Here is an 18,080-nt window from a genome sequence, read left to right on the forward strand (position 1 = left end):
CGGGTAAGGATAAGCAGGGTATGCCCTGAATCTTTGACGCGCTCAGCACAGCTAACCGAGTCAAAGATTCAGGGATACAGACCTGGAATTATATACAGAGTTGTGACGATTATATCAGCGAGGTCAGGGATGCCAACTGCGAAATCTCCAGATGCGGCAGCAAACGGCTGTCTTCTACCTGCATCAGGTCGCCATCCAGCAGGTTTATCCAGCACGCCTGCGCGCCTGAGCGAATCGCCCCGGCGATATCAGTGGTAAGGTCATCCCCCACGTGCAGGATTTCACGCGGCGTAACGCCAAGCTTTTGCGCCGCCAGGTGATACATGTCGCTATAGGGTTTAGAACGACCATGCGGACCTGCGCGCAGCACAAATTTAAAATAGTCACCAAGACCGAAGAGATGCGGCTCGGCGTTGCCATTGGTGATAGCCACCAGCGGCCATTTCTGCGCCAGCTTTTTCAAGGCATCGTGCGTTTCCTGCGGCACGTCGATGCGGCTGCGCCAGGCGGCGAAATTAAGCATCGCTTCCCGCGCGCCTTCAGCGGCTTCGTGCGCCGACAGCCCTGCCTCCAGCATCACTTGCTCAACGGCGCGTCGGCGCCACTCGGTCACATCGTGATAAATTTCCGGGTCTTTTTCACGCAGTACGGTGCGCACCCGCTGGAAATCAGCCAGGGTAAAATCGCGCAGGCCAGGGTGATAGCGCTGCATAAACGCCAGCGTTTCCTGTTCGGTGCGCCGGATTACCGGGCGGTTGTCATACAGCGTATCGTCAAGATCGAACGTCAGAGCGGCGATCGGGCCCAGAGGGCGATAAAAATGCATTACGGTTTCCCCCGTTTGGCGCGCGGATGCGCGGCGTCATAGACCGAGGCCAGATGTTGAAAATCAAGATGAGTATAGATTTGCGTGGTGGAAAGATTCGCATGGCCAAGCAGTTCCTGCACCGCACGCAAATCGCCGCTTGATTCAAGCATATGGGTAGCGAACGAGTGACGCAGCTTATGGGGATGCACATGGCTGTTCAGCCCCTGACGAATTCCCCACTCGGCGAAGCGTTTCTGAACGTTGCGCGCCGAAATACGCTTACCGAGTTTTGAGAGAAAAAGCGCGTCGTCATCCGGGCCGAACAGCTCGCGCAGGTTAAGCCAGTGCGCGAGCCACTGCACGGCGCTGCGCCCCATCGGCAGCCGACGCTCTTTGCTCCCTTTGCCCGTTACCCACACCTCGCCGCTGTCGAGGTCGAGATGTTTGCAGTCGATATTCACCAGTTCCGACAAACGCAGCCCGGCGCCATACATGACCTCGAGCATAGCGCGATCGCGCACCGCCAGCGGGTCATTGATATCGATATCCAGCAAGCGGTTAACGTCATCAACATCAATATTTTTCGGCAGATGGCGCGGCGCTTTCGGGGTAGAAATGCCTTTCGCCGGGTTAGCGGGCAGCTCGCCCTGGCTGACCAGCCAGTCAAAAAAGCTGCGCAGCGCGGAGAGACGTAAAGCAAGGCTTGACGCTTCCAGGCCGGCGCGGCGGCTGCGCACGGCGAAGGAGCGCACGGCGGCGGCGTCGCACTGCTGCCAGCTTTGCAGCTTCATTTCACCGGCAAGCTGAATCAGTGCGGCAAGCTGACGGCCATAGTTCAGCAGCGTATGCGGGCTGAGCTGGCGTTCAACCTTCAGGTAGCGAAGAAAGCGGTCTGCCGCTTCCTGCAAAGGGGAATCGATCATACGCGTTCAATCCAGCGCTCCAGCAAATCGGGCAGCATCAGCGAGAGCTCGTCCAGCAGTTGCGTGCCTTGCCCTTCCTGATAATGGTGCGGATCCCGGCTGCTGAAAATCACCACGCCGAGATCGTCCTCACGCCCCATCAACGACATCGCGACCGAGCCGACCGCTCGCGCCTGCGGCAACACCACCAACAGCTCCGGGCCATTCAGCTGCCCAAGGTAGTGATAGTCGCGCCCCAGGCGCTGGATGCGCACCGGCTCAAAAGCCTGACGGCTCAGGGCGAGATGGGTGAAACCGGAAGGCGCGCCAATGCGCCAGCGGTCCGGAAAGAGCCGCACGCAGGCGTCGGCAAGCCCCATTTCCCGCGCCCACTTGTGCAGGCGCGTCAGCATATCCTGGAGGCTGTCGGCCGCGCTCAGCCTGCGTTGCAGCTTCAGCAAGCTGTTGAAAAGATCTTCATTGACGCTCGCCTGTGTCATCAGCTGCGACATATTCTCTTGCAGCATGCTGATATGGTTGCGGGAGCGCGCCATATGCCATTCGACCAGCGAGACAGTGCCACGAACCGGATGCGGCACGCGCATCCGCTCAACCGTGGCGGCGTTGCGGATAAAAAAGTCAGGATTGTTCAGCAGGTAGTCGCATACCGCCTCGTCATCCAGCTCCACGAGGCTTGCCTGCTGTTCCCCGGCATTAGTCATAGATGTATGAACCCGTCATAGACATGAGTTGCAGGCCCGGTCATATAAAGCGGATGACCCGGCCCTTTCCAGGCGATATCCAGGCGACCGCCGGGCAGGTCCACGCGCACCTGCTCGGCCAGCAGCCCCTGCTGGATCCCTACCGCCACCGCACCGCAGGCGCCGCTGCCGCAGGCCTGGGTTTCTCCCGCCCCGCGTTCGAACACGCGAAGCCGGATATGTTCCTGATTCATCACCTGCATAAAGCCGATGTTGGCGCGCTCCGGAAAGCGCTCGTGGCTCTCCATTACCGGCCCCAGCGTTTCCACCGGCGCGGTAGCCACATCATCCACCTGAATCACGCAGTGTGGATTGCCCATCGACACTACGCCGCACAGTATGGTCTGCTCGGCGGCGCGCATGATATAGGTTTTCTCTGCCTTGTTGGCGCGAAACGGCACTTTCGCCGGGTCGAATACCGGCTCGCCCATATTAACGCGCACCAGGTCGTTTTCATCCACGCTCAATACCATGCGGCCATTGGCGGTGCTGACGCGAATGTCCCGCTTGTTGGTCAGCCCTTTCAGTCGAACAAAGCGGGCAAAACAGCGCGCGCCGTTGCCGCACTGCGAGACTTCACTGCCGTCGGCATTAAAGATGCGGTAGTGAAAATCGAGATCCGGATCGTAAGGCGGCTCGACGATCAGCAGCTGATCGAAACCGACGCCCAGATGCCGGTCCGCCAGGCGGCGGATCAGCTCAGGTGAGAAAAAGACGTTTTGGGTCACCGCGTCAACGACCATGAAGTCGTTACCAAGGCCATGCATTTTAGAGAATTGCATTTTTTACTCCGTTTGCGCGGTTACGCGGCGCGGTTTACTAATAGATCACCTGGGTCGGGCCGTCGTTATCGCCACGGTCGTTGCGGTTCGGCGTTACCGTCTGCGTCTGCGGCTGCGCTGGGGTAGCCGGTTTCGCCTGATTGTCCTGCGGCGGGAAGTAAAGCGGGCCTTTAAGGCCGCAGCCTGAGAGGCTAAACAACGTTAACAGCAGCGCCAGCGAACGGAACATCGTCTTCATTTATTGATTGCCTGTGGTTCATTTATTCTGCTTTCTATCATCGCAGGTGAACCCTGAAAAGCAATAGTTTGCATGCCGCCGCGTAATGGAAAACCTGTCGCGGGAAAGAAACGGCCGCGCGGCGCGGTTTCTATTCAAAGTGATAGCTTTTATACTGCCGCCATCACGGACAAAAGGAATATGAGATGAACGACAGCGAATTTCATCGCCTCGCCGATGGCCTGTGGCAGACCATTGAAGAGCGTATCGACGACTATGACGGCGACACCGATATCGATTGTGAAATCAACGGCGGCGTGCTGACTTTGTCATTTGAGAACGGCAGCAAAATTATCATTAACCGCCAGGAGCCGCTGCATCAGGTGTGGCTTGCGACGAAACAGGGCGGCTACCATTTTGACTATAAAGGGGATGAATGGGTTTGCGACCGCAGCGGCGAACCGTTCTGGAACCTGCTGGAAACCGCCTGCAGCCAGCAGGCGGGCGAGCCGGTTAACTTTCGCTAATCAGGATTGATACTGCTGCATCATCGGCGCGGCGCTATCGTCCTGATTGGCGGGAAGCGCGGCGCTGATGGCCTGGTTGCGGAACGGGATCACCTGCTGGCGGCCATCCACTTTCACAATCTGATAGAACTGCGGCAGGTTGAAGTTGATAAAGCTTGAGCCGTAGGTGAAACGGTCGTGCGATGACGAGTAGAAACGGCTAACGTCTCGCACCAACTCCTCTTTGCTCCCTTCGCAGTGGTGATAAACCTCCGCCCGGTTGCTCTCATCCAGAATGTAGATGTTAAAGCCACGCTCGTCGTTGGTCTCTTCAAAGAAGAACTGAATAATCCCTTCGCTGGCAAAGCCATCCACCACCGGCGGCAGCTGTACGTGGTTGGTTTCCACCTGAACGGAAAGGCCGTGCAGCTTGTTGTGCGAAATCGCGCCATAAAACTCAATGGCGTTTTCCAGCTTCTGCACCGAGACGTTAAGGCGTTCGAAGAACAGTCCCCACGTCTGTCCGGCTACGCGCAGCGCTTTGAAACGACCCGGCTCAAGACGGGTGCTGGAGAGACGAAACTCAATGCACTCGGAAACCAGCTGCTGCACGCGGGTGCGAATCAGACCGCGCAGATGCTGGCTATAACAGAACACTTCTACGCTATCGGGCGGCGCGGCATCCTGGTGCATTTTGCCAAGGATGGTTTTCAGCGCTTCGATCATCGCCTGTTCGCCGTTGAAATGCAGCGTGCGCACTTCGTTCCACGAGTTGCGATAAAGCAGATCGACACTGCCTACCAGGCACTGCTGCTGTTCGCCGAAGCTGAAAACATCCAGCTTGCGGAAGTCGAAATGCACCACCTGATTGCGGAACGCCGCCGTCGGGTCATACTCCAGGTTGACGATAATCGCCAGATGACGAATTTCGCACGGGCTGTAGAGCGCTTTCGGCGTGGGCGCTGGCAAGCGCAACGGAAAGTGGTGCGAGACATCCGCCACCATCTCCTGCAGCTTCGGCAAATCGCAAATACCGTTGCCTTTAATAAACAGGCGCGTGCGGGAAGTCAGCAGGCCGTTGAAATAGGCCCAGGCCACCAGCTTATTCAGATAGCGGTTATATTCCAGCGGCTGATGGCTGATGATGGTGTCCATGTGCGGCGCACGGTTATAGAGATACCAGCCGGAGCGGTTGGCGCGGCCGGGCGGCACGTGGATAAAGGTTAAATTCGGTTCGCTGAGGTCTGGCGAAATCTGCGGGTTTACCAGCGTCACTTTGCCTGGCAGCGCTTCAAATGCCGCGTAGAGTTTACGCGTCAGCACGCCGATATCCTGCGGGCTTGCCGAGACGCTCAGGTTATTGCGGCGGGCGAAGCGAATCAGGTTACGGTAGCTCTGCATCATCGCATCGAGCAGTTCATTATGCGCCTCGCGCACCTGATCGATTTTCCAGTTAGCGCGGTTATCCAGCATCGCAAGGCGGTCATCTTCCCAGCCCCACTCTTTCACCAGCTGGCTTAGCACTTCACGACGCCAGCCGACGCAGGCGCGCTCGCGGCTCAGCTTTTCACACACTTTGAGATAAAAACAACGGCGCACCAGATCCAGACGCGCCGTATCTTCGATTTGCGTCAGATAATGGGTTACGCGCTCCAGCATCATGCAGTAAGAATCGAGCCCGAAAGAGACGATTTCGCCATCGTGCAGACGCTGTTTGATGTCTTTCGCCAGCAGGCGAGTATGCGGGTATTCCCAGGAATAGGCTTCCAGCAGCAGGGTTTTCAACACTGCTTTATAGGGGGAATCAATGCTTTTGTAGAGCTGCCAGAGGCTGGCGCCGAAATACTCTTCCGCCGACAACGAGCTGAGGCCGCCGAGATCCAGCCATTCGTTGGGCGTCAGCACCCCTTGCGCGTATAAACGCATGACGTAATCGTCGTAATGTTCTTCTTCGTCGCCAGGCACCATGTTCCACAGAATACGCTTGCCAGCGAGGCGTACGGCGGTGCGATAGAACTCATCCAGCAGCAGGATATGCTGCGTGGAGCCGCAATCTTCGCCGCCGAGGCTGCCGCTTTCGTTATGGCGAAAGCGATTTTCATCAATAAGGAAAAAGCTCACCTCAACGCCCAGCGACGCCGCCCAGCTCTCAAGCAGGCTGCATTTGCGCTGCAACAGCTGGCGCTCTTCGTTATCCAGCCAGGCCTGATGGCACACCCAGATATCCAGATCCGATGAACAGCTCTGGCCAACCGAAGAGGTGCTGCCCATCGTATAGACGCCGGTAATGGGAAGCTCGCCCTTGGCCGTCTCTTGCGGCGGCATGCCGTGGCGCAGTTCAAGCTCGTCTAAATAGTGGCGCTGGGTTTCATCAGGCGTGAAGAAGCAAATGCCATGGGGAACGTTACCGTCAAGGTAACCCGGCATCAGCGGATGGTGGTAATGCAATAATGTAGGCAGCAGACTGTAGACCTGTTGGAACGCAGGCCCCATGGCAGCAAGTGCGCGATCCACACGCAGTTGATTGATGGCATCCAGTCTCTGTTTCAGAGTCTCAATATAGAGGTACAAGACGTATCGCCTGATGGTTTCAGTATTTCGAAAAAAACACCGCTACCGCTGTCGCCCTTGTGATTATGATGATGCGGACTGACAATCGGTTCAAAACGTGATCAATCTAACACCTTGCAGATTGACCGTAAAGAAAGATGCGCTACTTAACAATTGTAGCACCGATCTCCCGCTTGCTGTTCCATAATACGAGTCACTTCCCGCCTGCGGCGCCGACCCGTTATGACTGACAGCCTTCTGTTAAGAGTGTTAGGATGCTCAGCGGACGATATTTACGGTATGAAGCATGGTAGACAAAGTATTAAGAATTGCCACTCGTCAGAGCCCGCTTGCGCTCTGGCAGGCACAGTACGTGAAACAGCGCCTTGAGGCGTGCCACCCCGGCCTTGAAGTGGAGCTGGTGCCGATGGTGACGCGCGGCGACGTTATCCTCGATACGCCGCTGGCTAAGGTGGGCGGCAAAGGGCTGTTCGTTAAAGAACTTGAAATGGCGCTGTTGGAAAAACGCGCCGATATCGCCGTTCACTCAATGAAAGATGTGCCGGTCGAATTTCCTGAGGGGCTGGGCCTCACCACCATTTGCGAGCGCGAAGATCCGCGCGACGCGTTTGTTTCCAACCGCTATAAAAGTCTGGATGAGATGCCTGCGGGCAGCGTGGTAGGCACCTCCAGCTTACGCCGCCAATGTCAGATTGCCGAGCGCCGCCCGGACCTGGTCATCCGCTCCCTTCGCGGCAATGTCGGCACGCGGTTAAGCAAATTAGATAATGGCGACTATGACGCGATTATTCTGGCCGTTGCGGGGCTTAAACGTCTCCAGCTTGACGAGCGCATCACCAGCTCGCTGCCGCCGGAAATTTCGCTGCCGGCCGTCGGCCAGGGGGCCGTCGGTATTGAATGCCGCCTGGACGACACCCGCACTCGCGAACTGCTCGCCCCGCTCAATCATGACGAAACCGCCATTCGCGTTCGCGCGGAGCGCGCCATGAATACCCGGCTGGAAGGCGGTTGTCAGGTGCCTATCGGCAGCTATGCGGAACTGGTGAATGGCGAACTGTGGTTGCGGGCGCTGGTTGGCGCGCCGGACGGCTCGCAGATGGTCCGCGGCGAACGGCGCGGCAAGCCGGAAGAGGCGGCGGATTTAGGCGTATCGCTGGCTGAAGAGCTGCTGAATAACGGCGCGAGGGCCATTCTTGCCGAGGTATATAAAGGAGAAGGGCCTGCATGAAGATCCTGGTCACCCGCCCGTCCCCTGCCGGGGAAGCATTAGTGAGCCGCCTGCGCGCGCTCGGGCGAGAGGCCTGGAGTTTCCCGCTGATTGAATTTACCCCGGGCCGCGAGCTGGCGCGCCTCCCGGCTCTGCTCGACGCCCTCACCCCTGACGACCTGCTCTTCGCTGTTTCGCAGCATGCGGCCCATTACGCCGGCGCGGAACTGAAACGCATCGGCAAAGCCTGGCCGCAGATCCTCAACGCTTTCGCCATCGGCAGAACCACGGCATTAGCGCTGCATCAAACCAGCGGCTTGCACGTAAGCTATCCGCACGATCGGGAAGTCAGTGAAGTCTTGCTACAATTACCTGAATTACAAAATGTTGCTGGCAAGCAGGCGCTGATCCTGCGCGGCAATGGCGGGCGCGAGCTGCTGGCCGAAACGCTAACAGCCCGGGGCGCGAACGTTACGTTTTGTGAATGCTATCAACGTTGTATGAAAATCTATGACGGGACAGAGGAAGCCTGGCGCTGGCAATCGCGCGGTATAGACACCCTGGTGGTGACCAGCGGCGACATGCTCGATCAGCTCTATGCTCTTATCCCGGAATGGTATCGCACGAACTGGTTGCTGCGCTGTCGACTTCTCGTCGTCAGCGAGCGTCTGGCGACCCTCGCCCGGGAACGTGGCTGGCAAGATATTCTGGTCGCCGACAATGCCGACAACGATGCGCTGCTGCGCATGTTGCAATAACTCTCATAACGGGAAGCCATAATGACGGAACAACAACATTCCTCCGACGTGGTTGAAGAGACCAGGGAGGCCGTGGAAACCACGCCACGACCGGAAAACGCAGAGAAGAAGGATCGTACCGGCAAAGCCGCTCTCGCCCTGAGCGCTATTGCTATCGCTATTGCGCTGGCGGCAGGCGCGGGCATGTGGGCATGGGGCAAACATCAGGCCTCGGCGCAAAGCGCCAGCACCGATACCCTTGCTGCACAACTCACTTCGCTGCAAAACCAGCAGCAGACGCAGAACGCCGAGCTGCAAAATATCATCAAGCAGCAGGCAGGCGCGCTGGAAGAGGCGAAGAACCAACAGGCGGCGATGGCGCGCCAGCTGGATGAAGTGCAGCAAAAGGTGGCGACCATTTCCGGCACCGAAGCGCAAACCTGGCTGCTGGCGCAAGCGGATTTTCTGGTGAAACTGGCGGGGCGTAAGCTCTGGAGCGATCAGGACGTCACTACGGCGGCTGCGCTGCTGAAAAGCGCGGATGCAAGCCTTGCGGACATGAATGACCCCAGCCTTATTACCGCTCGTCGCGCTATCACCACCGATATTGCCAGCCTTTCCGCGATTACTCAGGTCGATTACGACGGCATTATCCTCAAACTGAACCAGCTCTCGAATCAGGTGGATAACCTGCGCCTGGCGGATAATGACGACAACGACGCACCGATGGACAGCGACGGCACCGAGCTTTCCAGCTCGCTCAGCGAGTGGCGGCAAAACCTGGTAAAAAGCTGGCAGAACTTCATGGACAGCTTTATTACTGTTCGCCGTCGCGATGATACCGCCGTGCCGCTGCTGGCGCCTAATCAGGACATCTACCTGCGCGAAAACATTCGTTCGCGCCTGCTGATCGCCTCCCAGGCGGTCCCTCGCCATCAGGAAGAGACGTACAAGCAGTCGCTGGATAACGTTTCCACTTGGGTGCGCGCTTACTACGATACCGAAGATGCGGGTACTAAAGCGTTCCTCGATACGCTGGATAACCTGAGCCAGCAGAACATCACCATGGAGGCGCCGGAATCGCTGCAAAGCCAGCCTATTCTGGAAAAGCTGATGCAGACTCGCGTACGTAATTTACTGGCGCAGCCTGCCGCTGACGCCAGCGCCGCGCAGCCAGCGCCGCAAGCCGCCGCGCCTGCCGCCACTCAGGGAGAACAATAATGCTTAAAGTGTTGTTGCTCTTTCTGCTGTTAATGGCAGGCATTGTGCTTGGCCCCATTATCGCGGGTCATCAGGGCTATGTGCTGATCCAGACGGACAACTGGAATATTGAAACCAGCGTCACGGGGCTTGTGATTATCCTTGTTCTGTCTCTGCTGGTACTGTTTGCCATTGAATGGCTGCTGCGCCGTCTTTTTCGCACCGGCGCCCGGACACGCGGCTGGTTTCTGGGCCGCAAGCGCAGCCGTGCCCGTAAACAGACTAAACAGGCGTTGCTGAAGCTGGCGGAAGGCGACTATCAGCAGGTTGAAAAGCTGATGGCAAAAAATGCCGATCACGCCGAACAGCCGGTGGTGAACTACCTGCTGGCCGCCGAGGCCGCGCAGCAGCGCGGGGATGAAGCGCGAGCCAACCAGCATCTTGAGCGCGCCGCCGAGCTTGCCGATAACGATCAGGTGCCAGTGGAGATCACCCGCGCGCGTATTCAGCTGGCGCGCAACGAAAACCACGCCGCCCGTCATGGCATCGATCAACTGCTGGAGATCACGCCGCGACATCCGGAGGTGCTGCGCCTGGCCGAACAGGCCTACATTCGCACCGGAGCATGGGCTTCCCTGCTGGATATCATTCCCTCCATGCAAAAAGCGCAGGTGGGTGATGAAGCGCATCGCGAAGCGCTGTCTCAACAGGCCTGGATGGGGCTCATGGACAAGGCGCGCGCCGAGCAGGGCAGCGAGGGGCTGAAACAGTGGTGGCGCAACCAGAGCCGCAAAACGCGTCAACAGCCCGGATTACAGGTAGCGATGGCGGAACATTTAATTGAGTGCGACGACCATCAGACCGCGCAAGAGATAATCCTGGACGGGCTGAAACGCCAGTATGATGAACGCCTCGTCATGCTGATGCCGCGCCTGAAGGCGGGCAATCCGGAACAGCTGGAAAAAGTGCTGCGCCAGCAGATCAAAACGCATGGCGACCGCCCGCTGCTGTGGAGCACGCTCGGCCAGTTGCTAATGCAGCACGGCGAGTGGCAGGAGGCGAGTCTCGCTTTTCGCGCTGCGCTGAAACAGCGCCCGGACGCGTTTGACTACGCCTGGCTTGCTGATGTGCTGGACAGGTTGCATAAACCGGAAGAGGCCGCCGCCATGCGCCGCGACGGACTGCTGCTGACGTTGCAGAACAACCCGCCGTCATAACCTTCCCCTTGCGGGCGAACAGCCATTCGCCCGCCACTCTTTCTTCCGCCCATAAAAAAACACCTGCCCTGGGGCAGGTGTTAAAACAGGTCTGTTTGACAACAAATTGTGGTGCTTCACTCAACGTTGTGTCCAGGATGTTTGATGAGGCCTGAGCGACATCTGTCTGTGGACGATAAGCACCGTAATGGCTCTGCGTCATTCCTGGGTTTATGAAGCCAGCGGCAAACATAAGGGATGGAATGAGCATCTACGCAGTTAATATAGCACAAGCCGTGCCAGTTATTTATAAACGTTGAGATATATCTATTATTATTTTTATATCAATAAGTTAAATAAAACTTCATTTACCTGAATTGTTGCGCGCCCGGCGCCTTCAGGGGCTTATACCGTCGCTTTTTAACGACAGGTAAAATCAATACAAAACAAATAATAAGCAAAACATGGAGTTGAGTGTCGCTTTGTGGCGACAAGGCTCGACGCAGTGTCGTCTGCCTGTGACAGTAGAATGACAGTGGTGGAGAGAGTAAGGCGTAGTACAGGGAAAAGAGAAAACAAAAAACCCCGCCGAAGCGGGGTTCAAAATTGGTCGGCGAGAGAGGATTCGAACCTCCGACCCACTGGTCCCAAACCAGTTGCGCTACCAAGCTGCGCTACTCGCCGAGGTACTGCTTTTTGAATTTTTAGTTCAATTAAGGAGTGGTGCGAGGGGGGGGACTTGAACCCCCACGTCCGTAAGGACACTAACACCTGAAGCTAGCGCGTCTACCAATTCCGCCACCTTCGCATGCCACAAAATAATGGGGTGGCTAATGGGACTCGAACCCACGACAACTGGAATCACAATCCAGGGCTCTACCAACTGAGCTATAGCCACCACTGTAAATCTTTTACTGCCTGTTCTACTCGCGTCGCTCAAGCGCCTTATTAAATGGCGCGCCCGACAGGATTCGAACCTGAGACCTCTGCCTCCGGAGGGCAGCGCTCTATCCAGCTGAGCTACGGGCGCGTAGCGCCGTTGCGGGTGGGGATACTACGGTCTTCGCGCCCTGCTGTCTAGTGCTTTTTTTAAGAAAATGCGCGTTTGGTTATGCTTTGCGCATCATGCTGCTTATCTGTCCGCTTTCGGTCCTGACACATGTCTGTTGAGTCCGAATACCTTATATACCAGCGAAACTAACGCCAAAAAGACCATTCCGACAAACAACGACATACGCGTATCTTCGTTAAAGCCCATGCCGATAAGAACGCACGCCAGGAACGCCATCGTTAAGTAGTTCGCCCATGGGAAAAGCACAGAGCGGAACGGATGCGAAGCGATAGCCTGGCGATGCACGTGGCGAAAACGCAACTGGCTAATAAGAATAACGAACCATGGCACCATACCCGGCAGCACGCTGGCGCTGTAGACGTACACAAAAACCCGCTGCGGGTTAGGAATGATGTAGTTCAGGCAGGAGCCGATCAGCAGAATAACGATAGACAGCGTCACGCCAGCCACCGGCACGCCGCTTTTCGATACTTTCGCCATCCCCTGCGGCAGTTGACGGTTTTTCGCCAGCGCGTAAAGCATGCGTCCGCAGCTGTACATACCGCTGTTGCAGCCGGAAAGCGCCGCCGTCAGCACCACAAAATTGATAATGCCCGCCGCCGCGGTAATGCCTATCTTCGCGAAAGTCAGCACGAAAGGACTACCGTTGCTGCCGATTTCATCCCACGGGAAAATCGTCACGATAACGAAAATCGCGCCTACGTAGAAAATCAGAATGCGCCAGAGCACTTTACCTACCGCGCTGCGCAGCGTAACCTGCGGATTTTTCGCCTCGCCTGCGGTAATACCGATAAGCTCAACGCCCTGGTAAGAAGCCACGACGATACACAGCGCGGTCAGGAAACCTTTCCAGCCGCCGGCAAAGAAGCCGCCATGCGCCGTGAGGTTAGAGAAGCCAGTCGCGTGGCCGCCATTGCCAAAGCCGAAGAAAATCACACCCAGGCCGACGACAATCATCACGATAATGGTGGTGACTTTAATCATCGCAAACCAGAATTCGATTTCACCATACAGCCGAACGGCGGCAAGGTTCGCCAGCGCGACCAGCCCTACGGCCAGCAAGGCGGGCAGCCACTGCGGCAGTTCAGGGAACCAGTACTGAACATACACGCCGATGGCGGTGATTTCCGATATTCCCACCGCCATCCACATAAACCAGTAAGACCAGGCGGTGAGATAGCCAAAGAAAGGGCTCATGTAGCGGTGCGCGTAAACCGCGAACGACCCCGCCACCGGCTCAAGGAATAACATCTCACCCATCGAGCGCATAATGAAAAAGACAAACAGCCCGGCGATGATATAGGCCAGCAGCACTGACGGGCCCGCCCATTTCAGGGTGCTCGCCGCGCCCATAAACAGGCCGACCCCAATCGTGCCACCAAGCGCGATAAGTTCAATATGTCGAGCTTCCAGCCCACGCTGTAGCTCCGCTTTTTTCTCTGCCATAAATCCTCAGTTGTGTTTGCATCCGTTCCGGGTTGACCGGTTATTGTGATGTAGCCATCTCCGTTGCCGCTGCTGGCGACAGATTCATCAAACCGATAATGAATCATGAACGCCACGTGCGGGCGCATGTTTTAACAATTTTCAGGAAATGGCAAACGATGCTTCAGAAAAATGCGGATTCTGGATAATAAAGCAGCGGATTGTGAGGGAAACGCAGCGCGGTCGGCGCGCTGCGCAAATATTAAAGACGTCCGGTGTAGTGCCAGCTAAGGTAGCGCAGCAGCCGAAGCTGGCGTTTAAGACGGCTTGGCTGGGAAAGCAGACGATAAAGCCACTCCAGGCCAAGGTTCTGCCAGCCTTTCGGGGCGCGCTTTACGTGGCCTGTAAAAACATCATAGGTGCCGCCTACCCCCATATAAAGGGCGTCCGGATGCACAACCCGGCAGTCTCGCATAAAAATCTCCTGGCGCGGCGAACCCATGGCGACAGTAACAATCTGCGCGCCACTGTCGCGGATGCGATCAAACAGCGCCTGACGGGCCTCTGGCGTAAAATAGCCATCCTGGCTGCCGACAATGTTCACCTTCCAGAGCTGACGCAGCTTTGTTTCAGTCTGCGCCAGCACCTCAGGCTTGCCGCCGACTAAAAAAACCGGCGTTCCCGCCTCGCCCGCGCGCGCCATTAACGCTTCCCAGAGGTCAGCCCCGGCCACCCGAGAAACCTGCGCGTCGGGATACTTCTTACGCACCGAGCGCACCACGCTAATGCCATCGGCATATTTAAACTCCGCCGACTCAATAAGACTGCGTACTTCCGCATCCGCCTCCAGCGCCAGCATTTTCTCCGCGTTAATCGCCACCAGCGTCCCCTTTTTCAGCGCGCCGTCAGCATAGAGATAGTCGAGGGCGTGCGGCATATCGCGCCACCCCAGCAGGGGCAAACCGCGCAGGGTATAAATGGGAGCAGAACTCTTTTCCGTCATAACATTCCTTAGTTAACGCTCAGGTTGGCGAAAGCGGCCCTGCGGAACGACGCAGTCGGCCATGAACCAGCCCGGCGCTCTCAAGCAGCCAGTAAAGCAGCTTTGCCATTAACAAACAGGCGGAGAAGACCACCAGGAAGAACACCACACGAGAAGCGAACGCGTCTAATCCTTCGCGCGCCAGCACTATCATGTTGAAGATGGCGCCGAAGCAAAAGCTATGGATGACGGCCGCCTTATAGCGGTTCGCCTCGCGATTGCCGCGCTCGTAAAGCCAGTCAAACCATTTGATGATAAGCCCGACGGCCACCGCGCCAAGCGGAATAAACCAAACGCCGCCCATAATGACCAGCGAGCCGATTAACGTGGGCGAAATGGCCAGCCCCGAATGGTTGTTGAGGACTTCCCAGGTAAAGTAATTCGCCGTATTCAGGACAATATGCGGACGATCCGGCCAAAGCCAGGAAGGAATAAAAACATAGAAGTCCCGCACAATCGGGGCAAGCCCCTGAAAGTCGATATGGTTGTAGTTTTGCAGCAATAGCGCGAAGTTTTCCCAGGGCGAGAACGTGTCGCGAGTCAGGTAGAGGAAGGTGTAAAACGCTTCATCGCCGCTGACGTTCAGGCCATAGCGCTTTAGCGCCAGCCAGAACATGCCGACTATGCCAAACACGCCCGCCGCCGCCAGCATCCAGAGCGAAATCCAGCCCCGGATAATACCGATGAAGAGAAAAATGGCGAAAGCGATAATGATATTGGCGCGCGTTCCGCCCACGATCATATAAGTCAGCAGGCCAAAGGCGACGGTACTGACGAGAAAAAAGAGCCACGCGCGGCTATCCTGGCGCAGGAAATAGACCACCAGCATGGCCGGAATGAAAAAATAGAAGAAGCGCTTAAGCGCCACGCCCGACACTTCGCTGGAAAAAATCTGGCTGTAGGACTGTAAACGAAACAGCAGAAAACCGTTATGCAGGAAGAAAATACCCACGCTGACCAACGCCACCGCCATCAGGATCACCCACATCAAATGGGTTTCTACCCGGTTCATGGTAAAGAGGCCGGGTCCAGTGGGCGTCTGGCCTCGTGGGCGCAGCCGGGTTTTATAGGTAACGTAGTAAACCCCGTAAAAGCATCCCGCTGCCAGCAGCGCCTGCAGCAAGATTTCCGGCGGCACTACCGCCACGTTAAAGCGAAACACCAGTAAACTGGTCAACGGGAAGCCGAAGAAAAAGGTCAGCAGAAAAAGCAGTGAAAAGAAAACGTTGAAGTTAAACCGCACGCGGCGGAATTCAAACCAGGTCAACGTCCCAATAAACAGCGTGGCGAGGAGCCAGACGATAAACAGACCGCTGAATTGCAACACGCTCATGCCACTTCTCCTGAAGCGATACGCAGCGCCTGATGCCAGCCCGCGAGATAGTTAGGTTTAAAAAAGGCGATACGGGATTTATCTACCGCCTGTAACTGACGCTGCGCTTCGCGCACCACCGCTTCATTAAGCATATCACCCGTGAAGAGCACTGGCAGATCTTGTTCCACCATATCCTGCCAGAAGGGGTTGTCCCGGCTGAGCACGAAGGGAACGCCTGCCTGGATCAGCAGGCAGAGCGTACCGATACCCTGCTGGCGGGCAAAAATAAAATAACCCAGGTCGCACTCACGCAGCAGCGTGAGGTAATCGTCGAACGCCATCTTATCGCGCAGCACCTGCAGGTTTTCAGCACTAAACAGCGCCCTGCCCGCCTGGCTTATTTCATCAATATAAGCCTCGTTGTTTGCCGGGTATCCCATCGGGACAATAACGCGCACGGTATCGCCAAACTGCTGGTGCACCGCTTTTAACGCTGCGGCATGTTCATTACTGCGATCGCCTGAGTTACCGACCAGCACAGTGAGTTTGCCAGCACGAACCGGCGGAGCGATACCGTTAAGAGCCGGGTCCATGCGCGTCGGGAAATAAAGCAGCTCGCCCGCTACATTCGGGTGACGCTGCTGAAACCAGCTTAAATCGCCGCGCGTGGCGAATACCCGTCCGACGCGCCCCTGCGCCAGCCGGCGCAACCGGTAAAAAAGGCGAAACTTCAGGCTGCGGGAGACTTCATAGAGATCGGCGCCCCAGATATGCCAGCTGAACTGTGAAGGCTTCAGCCCGCCGGTCAGCAACGCCATCCAAAGCGCGGCATTAAATTGCCCGTGAAAAAAGAATCGTTGCTGCCGGTCGGCGCGGGCCATGGCGATGACCGCTTTCGCCAGCGCTTTTTTAGTAGGAAACAGACGGACCCTGAGTGAAGGAAAAGCCTGCGCCAGTTGCGCATCGGAGGAGACGACCATAAAGTCACGCGCCTGCGGATGCGCTGGCGCCAGCTCATCATTGAAAAATCGCAGTACCGTCTGGTTATGATGGGGAATATCGGACCCCAGAATGTGCATCAATGCTGTCATGCCTGCCTGCGCCACAGTAAAAATACGCCACAACAGAGGGCGAAATAGACAATATAGGTAGCCATATAGGCCTGAGCCGCACCCGCTGCGCCGTGCACCGGGATAAGCCAGTGTGAAAAGCCGGTTAATAAAGCAAACTGGCTAATCTCCGTCAAAATATAAAAACGCAGCGACGCTTTCGCGATGACCAGATAGCCAAATACGTAAGCGCCCACTTTCAACACGTCACCTACCATTTGCCAGGCGAACAGGTCGCGCATGGCGGTAAATTTCGGCGAAAAGAGCAGCCAGATCGCCACATCGCGCAGCAGCCAGACGGCAAAACTCGCGGCCGCCACCGCAGGCAACACGAATTTCAGCGATCGTACGATTTCGCGGGTAATCTCTTCTTTTGCCGTCAGGCGCGACAGCGTCGGCAGCAGGTACACGCTAAAGGAAGCGGTGATGAACTGCAGATAGGCATCGGAAATACTGCTTACCCCTTGCCAGATCCCTACTGCTTCCCAGCCGTAATGGGACGCCAGCAGGTTTCGCATCATTACGTAAGCGACCGGCAGCGTCACAGAGGTGATAAGCGCCATCAGGGTGAATTTCCCCAGATGCGCCGCCAGCCCGCTATCCCAGCCGGGTTTCAGATAGCCCGCTGGCAGGTGGCTGCGCTGCTTGAGCATGAATGCGGCGGGGATGACCACCAGTGCAGGCACCAGCGCCAGGCCAAGCAGCGCGCCTTCATAGCCGCCGAAACGGAAGCTGGCGTAATAGGCGATAACGCCGATAAGGCTACCGGCGATCAGCGACAGCGCATTGCCAGCAGCGTCACGGAAGCCCTTAATAATCGCCAGACTCAGGTTCGCCCAGGCGATCCCCATCTGGACGAGCGCCACCAGCCGCACTACGTTCTGGTAGTTATCATGGCCGAACAGGCCGACGCTGATGGGCCGGGCGCCTGCTAAAAAGAGCACCGCAAGCAAGGTGGAAAAACCAAGCACCATCGCCGCGGCGGTGCGAGTGACTTTTTGTAGTTCCGCAGGTTCATCGCGATGCTGGGCGACCAGTTTAGTGACGCCATTAAAAATCCCGGCGCCAGCCAACACGCCCAGCACCGTTACCAGCTGGCGGAAGTTACCCGCCTGGCCAACGCCCGCCGGGCCAAAAGCCACCGCCAGCAATTTCACCACCAGTAAACCTGCGCCGATTTTTACCAGTGTGGACGCGGCGGTCCACACCGAAGCTTTAGCCAAAGACATT

16 protein-coding genes and 4 tRNA genes are annotated in these 18,080 nt (G+C 56.9%); 5 read left to right on the plus strand and 15 right to left on the minus strand.

Annotation, left to right across the window (positions count from 1 at the left end; translation table 11 throughout):
- Positions 1-109: 109 nt before the first annotated feature.
- Genes yigB through lptM form a run of 5 tightly spaced genes read right to left on the minus strand, consistent with a single transcriptional unit; the run spans position 110 to position 3,491 of the window.
- Entirely contained in the window at positions 110-826 is a 717-nt protein-coding gene (gene yigB / locus IEX01_RS20770; protein WP_024558953.1) for a 5-amino-6-(5-phospho-D-ribitylamino)uracil phosphatase YigB, read from the minus strand.
- A complete protein-coding gene (xerC, locus tag IEX01_RS20775) occupies positions 826-1,731 on the minus strand; it encodes a tyrosine recombinase XerC (RefSeq protein WP_024558954.1) in 906 nt (301 codons plus the stop codon). Before xerC ends, yigB begins: the two co-directional genes overlap by 1 nt.
- On the minus strand, positions 1,728-2,432 hold the full coding sequence (locus IEX01_RS20780; protein ID WP_024559836.1) for a DUF484 domain-containing protein: 705 nt from the start codon (positions 2,430-2,432) through the stop codon (positions 1,728-1,730). Before IEX01_RS20780 ends, xerC begins: the two co-directional genes overlap by 4 nt.
- Positions 2,429-3,253: a diaminopimelate epimerase gene (gene dapF, locus IEX01_RS20785; protein ID WP_024558956.1), complete on the minus strand. Its 825-nt coding sequence runs from the start codon at positions 3,251-3,253 to the stop codon at positions 2,429-2,431. Before dapF ends, IEX01_RS20780 begins: the two co-directional genes overlap by 4 nt.
- A gap of 37 nt (positions 3,254-3,290) precedes the next feature.
- On the minus strand, positions 3,291-3,491 hold the full coding sequence (gene lptM, locus IEX01_RS20790; protein ID WP_024558957.1) for an LPS translocon maturation chaperone LptM: 201 nt from the start codon (positions 3,489-3,491) through the stop codon (positions 3,291-3,293).
- A 185-nt stretch (positions 3,492-3,676) separates the two neighbouring features.
- Here lptM and cyaY point away from each other — a divergent pair, with 185 nt between their 5' ends.
- Positions 3,677-3,997, plus strand: a complete 321-nt coding sequence (gene cyaY, locus IEX01_RS20795) for an iron donor protein CyaY (protein ID WP_188724468.1) — start codon at positions 3,677-3,679, stop codon at positions 3,995-3,997.
- Here the strand turns inward: cyaY and cyaA are convergent, their stop codons facing one another.
- On the minus strand, positions 3,998-6,547 hold the full coding sequence (gene cyaA, locus IEX01_RS20800) for a class I adenylate cyclase (protein WP_024559839.1): 2,550 nt from the start codon (positions 6,545-6,547) through the stop codon (positions 3,998-4,000).
- Between the two features lie 286 nt (positions 6,548-6,833).
- On the opposite strand from cyaA, the gene hemC reads away from it, so the two are divergent.
- Genes hemC through hemY form a run of 4 tightly spaced genes read left to right on the plus strand, consistent with a single transcriptional unit; the run spans position 6,834 to position 10,908 of the window.
- Positions 6,834-7,775 (plus strand): hydroxymethylbilane synthase, encoded by a 942-nt coding sequence (gene hemC, locus IEX01_RS20805; protein WP_024559840.1) that lies wholly within the window; start codon positions 6,834-6,836, stop codon positions 7,773-7,775.
- The gene (gene hemD, locus IEX01_RS20810) at positions 7,772-8,512 is read left to right on the plus strand and encodes a uroporphyrinogen-III synthase (protein WP_188724469.1); all 741 of its coding nucleotides are present in this window, start codon (positions 7,772-7,774) and stop codon (positions 8,510-8,512) included. Before hemC ends, hemD begins: the two co-directional genes overlap by 4 nt.
- A gap of 21 nt (positions 8,513-8,533) precedes the next feature.
- Complete coding sequence (gene hemX, locus IEX01_RS20815; protein WP_024559842.1) at positions 8,534-9,712, plus strand: uroporphyrinogen-III C-methyltransferase; 1,179 nt, start codon at positions 8,534-8,536, stop codon at positions 9,710-9,712.
- Positions 9,712-10,908 (plus strand): protoheme IX biogenesis protein HemY, encoded by a 1,197-nt coding sequence (gene hemY / locus IEX01_RS20820; RefSeq protein ID WP_024558963.1) that lies wholly within the window; start codon positions 9,712-9,714, stop codon positions 10,906-10,908. Before hemX ends, hemY begins: the two co-directional genes overlap by 1 nt.
- Before the next feature lie 586 nt (positions 10,909-11,494).
- On the opposite strand, the gene IEX01_RS20825 is transcribed toward hemY, so the two are convergent.
- The 9 genes from IEX01_RS20825 to wzxE form a co-directional block, all read right to left on the minus strand.
- Positions 11,495-11,571 (minus strand) — tRNA-Pro (locus tag IEX01_RS20825).
- A 37-nt stretch (positions 11,572-11,608) separates the two neighbouring features.
- Positions 11,609-11,695: transfer RNA gene (locus IEX01_RS20830), tRNA-Leu, on the minus strand.
- A gap of 14 nt (positions 11,696-11,709) precedes the next feature.
- A tRNA-His gene (locus IEX01_RS20835) sits at positions 11,710-11,785 on the minus strand.
- Positions 11,786-11,840: 55 nt separating this feature from the next.
- Positions 11,841-11,917, minus strand: a tRNA-Arg gene (locus IEX01_RS20840).
- A gap of 102 nt (positions 11,918-12,019) precedes the next feature.
- Positions 12,020-13,405, minus strand: coding sequence for a bifunctional threonine/serine APC transporter ThrP (thrP, locus tag IEX01_RS20845; RefSeq protein ID WP_024558964.1), 1,386 nt, complete (start codon positions 13,403-13,405; stop codon positions 12,020-12,022).
- A gap of 241 nt (positions 13,406-13,646) precedes the next feature.
- A complete protein-coding gene (gene wecG / locus IEX01_RS20850; RefSeq protein ID WP_188724470.1) occupies positions 13,647-14,387 on the minus strand; it encodes a lipopolysaccharide N-acetylmannosaminouronosyltransferase in 741 nt (246 codons plus the stop codon).
- A gap of 19 nt (positions 14,388-14,406) precedes the next feature.
- The gene (gene wzyE, locus IEX01_RS20855) at positions 14,407-15,759 is read right to left on the minus strand and encodes an ECA oligosaccharide polymerase (protein WP_188724471.1); all 1,353 of its coding nucleotides are present in this window, start codon (positions 15,757-15,759) and stop codon (positions 14,407-14,409) included.
- On the minus strand, positions 15,756-16,832 hold the full coding sequence (locus IEX01_RS20860; RefSeq protein WP_188724472.1) for a TDP-N-acetylfucosamine:lipid II N-acetylfucosaminyltransferase: 1,077 nt from the start codon (positions 16,830-16,832) through the stop codon (positions 15,756-15,758). Before IEX01_RS20860 ends, wzyE begins: the two co-directional genes overlap by 4 nt.
- The gene (wzxE, locus tag IEX01_RS20865) at positions 16,829-18,079 is read right to left on the minus strand and encodes a lipid III flippase WzxE (protein WP_188724473.1); all 1,251 of its coding nucleotides are present in this window, start codon (positions 18,077-18,079) and stop codon (positions 16,829-16,831) included. Before wzxE ends, IEX01_RS20860 begins: the two co-directional genes overlap by 4 nt.
- Position 18,080 lies beyond the last annotated feature (1 nt).

The organism is Franconibacter daqui (genome assembly GCF_014644275.1).
GTDB classification, from domain to species: domain Bacteria; phylum Pseudomonadota; class Gammaproteobacteria; order Enterobacterales; family Enterobacteriaceae; genus Franconibacter; species Franconibacter pulveris.

Excerpts from the sequence above, each read along its gene's own strand:
- hemX (WP_024559842.1), top strand. The coding sequence starts at position 8,534 with ATGACGGAACAACAACATTCCTCCGACGTGGTTGAAGAGACCAGGGAG.
- IEX01_RS20780 (WP_024559836.1), bottom strand. The coding sequence starts at position 2,432 with ATGACTAATGCCGGGGAACAGCAGGCAAGCCTCGTGGAGCTGGATGAC.
- wzyE (WP_188724471.1), bottom strand. The coding sequence starts at position 15,759 with ATGAGCGTGTTGCAATTCAGCGGTCTGTTTATCGTCTGGCTCCTCGCC.
- wzxE (WP_188724473.1), bottom strand. The coding sequence starts at position 18,079 with ATGTCTTTGGCTAAAGCTTCGGTGTGGACCGCCGCGTCCACACTGGTA.
- thrP (WP_024558964.1), bottom strand. The coding sequence starts at position 13,405 with ATGGCAGAGAAAAAAGCGGAGCTACAGCGTGGGCTGGAAGCTCGACAT.
- cyaY (WP_188724468.1), top strand. The coding sequence starts at position 3,677 with ATGAACGACAGCGAATTTCATCGCCTCGCCGATGGCCTGTGGCAGACC.
- hemY (WP_024558963.1), top strand. The coding sequence starts at position 9,712 with ATGCTTAAAGTGTTGTTGCTCTTTCTGCTGTTAATGGCAGGCATTGTG.
- hemD (WP_188724469.1), top strand. The coding sequence starts at position 7,772 with ATGAAGATCCTGGTCACCCGCCCGTCCCCTGCCGGGGAAGCATTAGTG.
- xerC (WP_024558954.1), bottom strand. The coding sequence starts at position 1,731 with ATGATCGATTCCCCTTTGCAGGAAGCGGCAGACCGCTTTCTTCGCTAC.
- dapF (WP_024558956.1), bottom strand. The coding sequence starts at position 3,253 with ATGCAATTCTCTAAAATGCATGGCCTTGGTAACGACTTCATGGTCGTT.
- hemC (WP_024559840.1), top strand. The coding sequence starts at position 6,834 with ATGGTAGACAAAGTATTAAGAATTGCCACTCGTCAGAGCCCGCTTGCG.
- yigB (WP_024558953.1), bottom strand. The coding sequence starts at position 826 with ATGCATTTTTATCGCCCTCTGGGCCCGATCGCCGCTCTGACGTTCGAT.
- wecG (WP_188724470.1), bottom strand. The coding sequence starts at position 14,387 with ATGACGGAAAAGAGTTCTGCTCCCATTTATACCCTGCGCGGTTTGCCC.
- lptM (WP_024558957.1), bottom strand. The coding sequence starts at position 3,491 with ATGAAGACGATGTTCCGTTCGCTGGCGCTGCTGTTAACGTTGTTTAGC.
- IEX01_RS20860 (WP_188724472.1), bottom strand. The coding sequence starts at position 16,832 with ATGACAGCATTGATGCACATTCTGGGGTCCGATATTCCCCATCATAAC.